The organism is Streptomyces sp. NPDC051563 (assembly GCF_044454225.1).
Classification (GTDB): Bacteria; Actinomycetota; Actinomycetes; order Streptomycetales; family Streptomycetaceae; genus Streptomyces.
Genome location: NZ_JBITDL010000074.1, coordinates 1 through 1,942, shown reverse-complemented (window position 1 = coordinate 1,942; position 1,942 = coordinate 1). Strand labels below are relative to the sequence as shown.

Sequence of the window (1,942 nt, the reverse complement as noted above, 5' to 3'; positions counted from 1 at the left end):
GAATCCGTTGCCCGCGCGGTGGTGACCGTGCGCGAGGACCAGCCCGGAGACAAGCGCATCGTCGCCTACGTGACCCGGGCAACCAGCGACGGAGGAGTAGAAGTAGACGAGCAGCTTCTGCGGACCTTCTGCGGCCAGTCGCTGCCAGAGTTCATGGTGCCCGCAGGGGTGGTGCAGATGGACGAGTTCCCGCTTACACCGAATGGGAAGCTGGACCGAAACTCGCTGCCGGCTCCCCGCTACGCAGTCGGTATGGCCGGGCGGACGCCCCGGACGCCGCAGGAGGAGATCCTGTGCGGTCTGTTCGCGGAGGTGCTCGGACTGGAGCGGGTTGGCATCGACGACGGGTTCTTCGACCTGGGCGGCCACTCCCTATTGGCAACGCGGCTCGTGAGCCGTATTCGCACGATGCTCGGCGTCGAGCTGACAATCAGCGCTCTATTTAACGCTTCCACTCCCGGCGAGCTGAGCAACGCCCTTGGGAATGCGCCCGAGTCCCGGAGTTCACTCCGGGCGCAGCAGCGTCCGAGTCTGCTTCCCTTGTCCTTCGCCCAGAGCCGGCTCTGGTTCCTGGACCATCTTGAGGGTCCCAACTCAACGTACAATGAATACTCGGCGTTTCGCTTGTCGGGCGTCGTGGACGCACGCGCGTTGCGAGCGGCTCTCGTCGATGTGGTGGGTCGTCATGAGGCGTTGCGAACAGTCTTCCCGGAGGTGGACGGCGAGCCGTACCAGCATGTTCTTGGGCCGGATGAGGTGCGGCTCGAGTTCGATGTGAGGGAGATGGACGAGTCCGCCCTGAGTGGTTCGCTCAGGGAGGCCGTGCGGCGGACCTTTGATCTGGAGACCGATCTTCCTGTTCGTGCCGCGCTGTTCGTGCTGGGGCCGCAGGAACACGTCCTCCTGCTGGTCATGCACCACATCGCGTGTGATGGCTGGTCCATGGCTCCTTTGGCCAAGGACCTGTCATCGGCGTACGAGGCTCGGCTGAAGGGCGACGTCCCGAGGTGGGCGCCGTTGTTGGCGCAGTACGCGGATTACACACTCTGGCAGCGCGACGTGCTGGGTGAGACCGGTGATCCGGAGAGCGCGTACGCACACCAGCTCGCGTATTGGGCTCGAGTGCTCGATGGGCTGCCAGACGTCCTGGAGCTCCCGACGGATCGGCCTCGGCCGGCGATCCAGAGCCACCAGGGCGAGGTCGTGGCGTTCCGGTGCGATCGTGATCTGCACCGTGGCCTTGAGCAGCTGGCACAGGAACACGGGTGCACGCTCTTCATGGTCGTGCAGGCAGGTATCGCGGCGTTGCTCACGCGCCTCGGCGCGGGTACCGACATTCCGATCGGGTCGCCCATTGCGGGGCGAACGGATGAGGCCCTCGATGATCTCGTCGGCTTCTTCGTCAACACGTTGGTGCTGCGTACCGACACTTCCGGTGACCCGAGCTTCCGTGAACTGCTCAGGCGGGTTCGGGAGACCGACCTGACCGCGTACAACCACCAAGACCTCCCCTTCGACCGCCTGGTGGAGGCACTCAACCCCGACCGCTCTCTTGATCGCAATCCGCTGTTCCAGGTCATGCTGGCGTTCCAGAACAACGTCGAGGCTGCCTGGGACATCGCTGGCATCAGGATCGGAGACGAGCCTGTTCGGTCCGGCATCTCGAAGTTCGACCTGGCGTTCTCGATTCGTGACGCAGCTGACGGCACCGGACCCTCCAAGGGCTTCAGCGGAACTCTCGAATATTCGACCGACCTGTTCGGCAGGGCGTCGGCGGAAGCGATCGTGGCGCGTCTGGTGCGGCTTCTGGAGGCCGTTGTCGCGGATCCCGACCAGCCGCTGGGAGCGGTTGACGTTCTGTCGTCGGTGGAGCGTCGGCGGGTGATGTCGGAGTGGAATCACACGGCGGCAGAGGTGCCGAGTCTGTCGTTCCCGGGGTTGT

Annotated in this window: 1 protein-coding gene; it reads left to right on the top strand. The window is 64.7% G+C overall.

The features are described from left to right. Nucleotides 1–27: 27 nt before the first annotated feature. The coding region (locus ACIA8F_RS39110) for a condensation domain-containing protein (RefSeq protein ID WP_399385812.1) at nt 28–1,942 on the top strand (1,915 nt) is incomplete at its 3' end.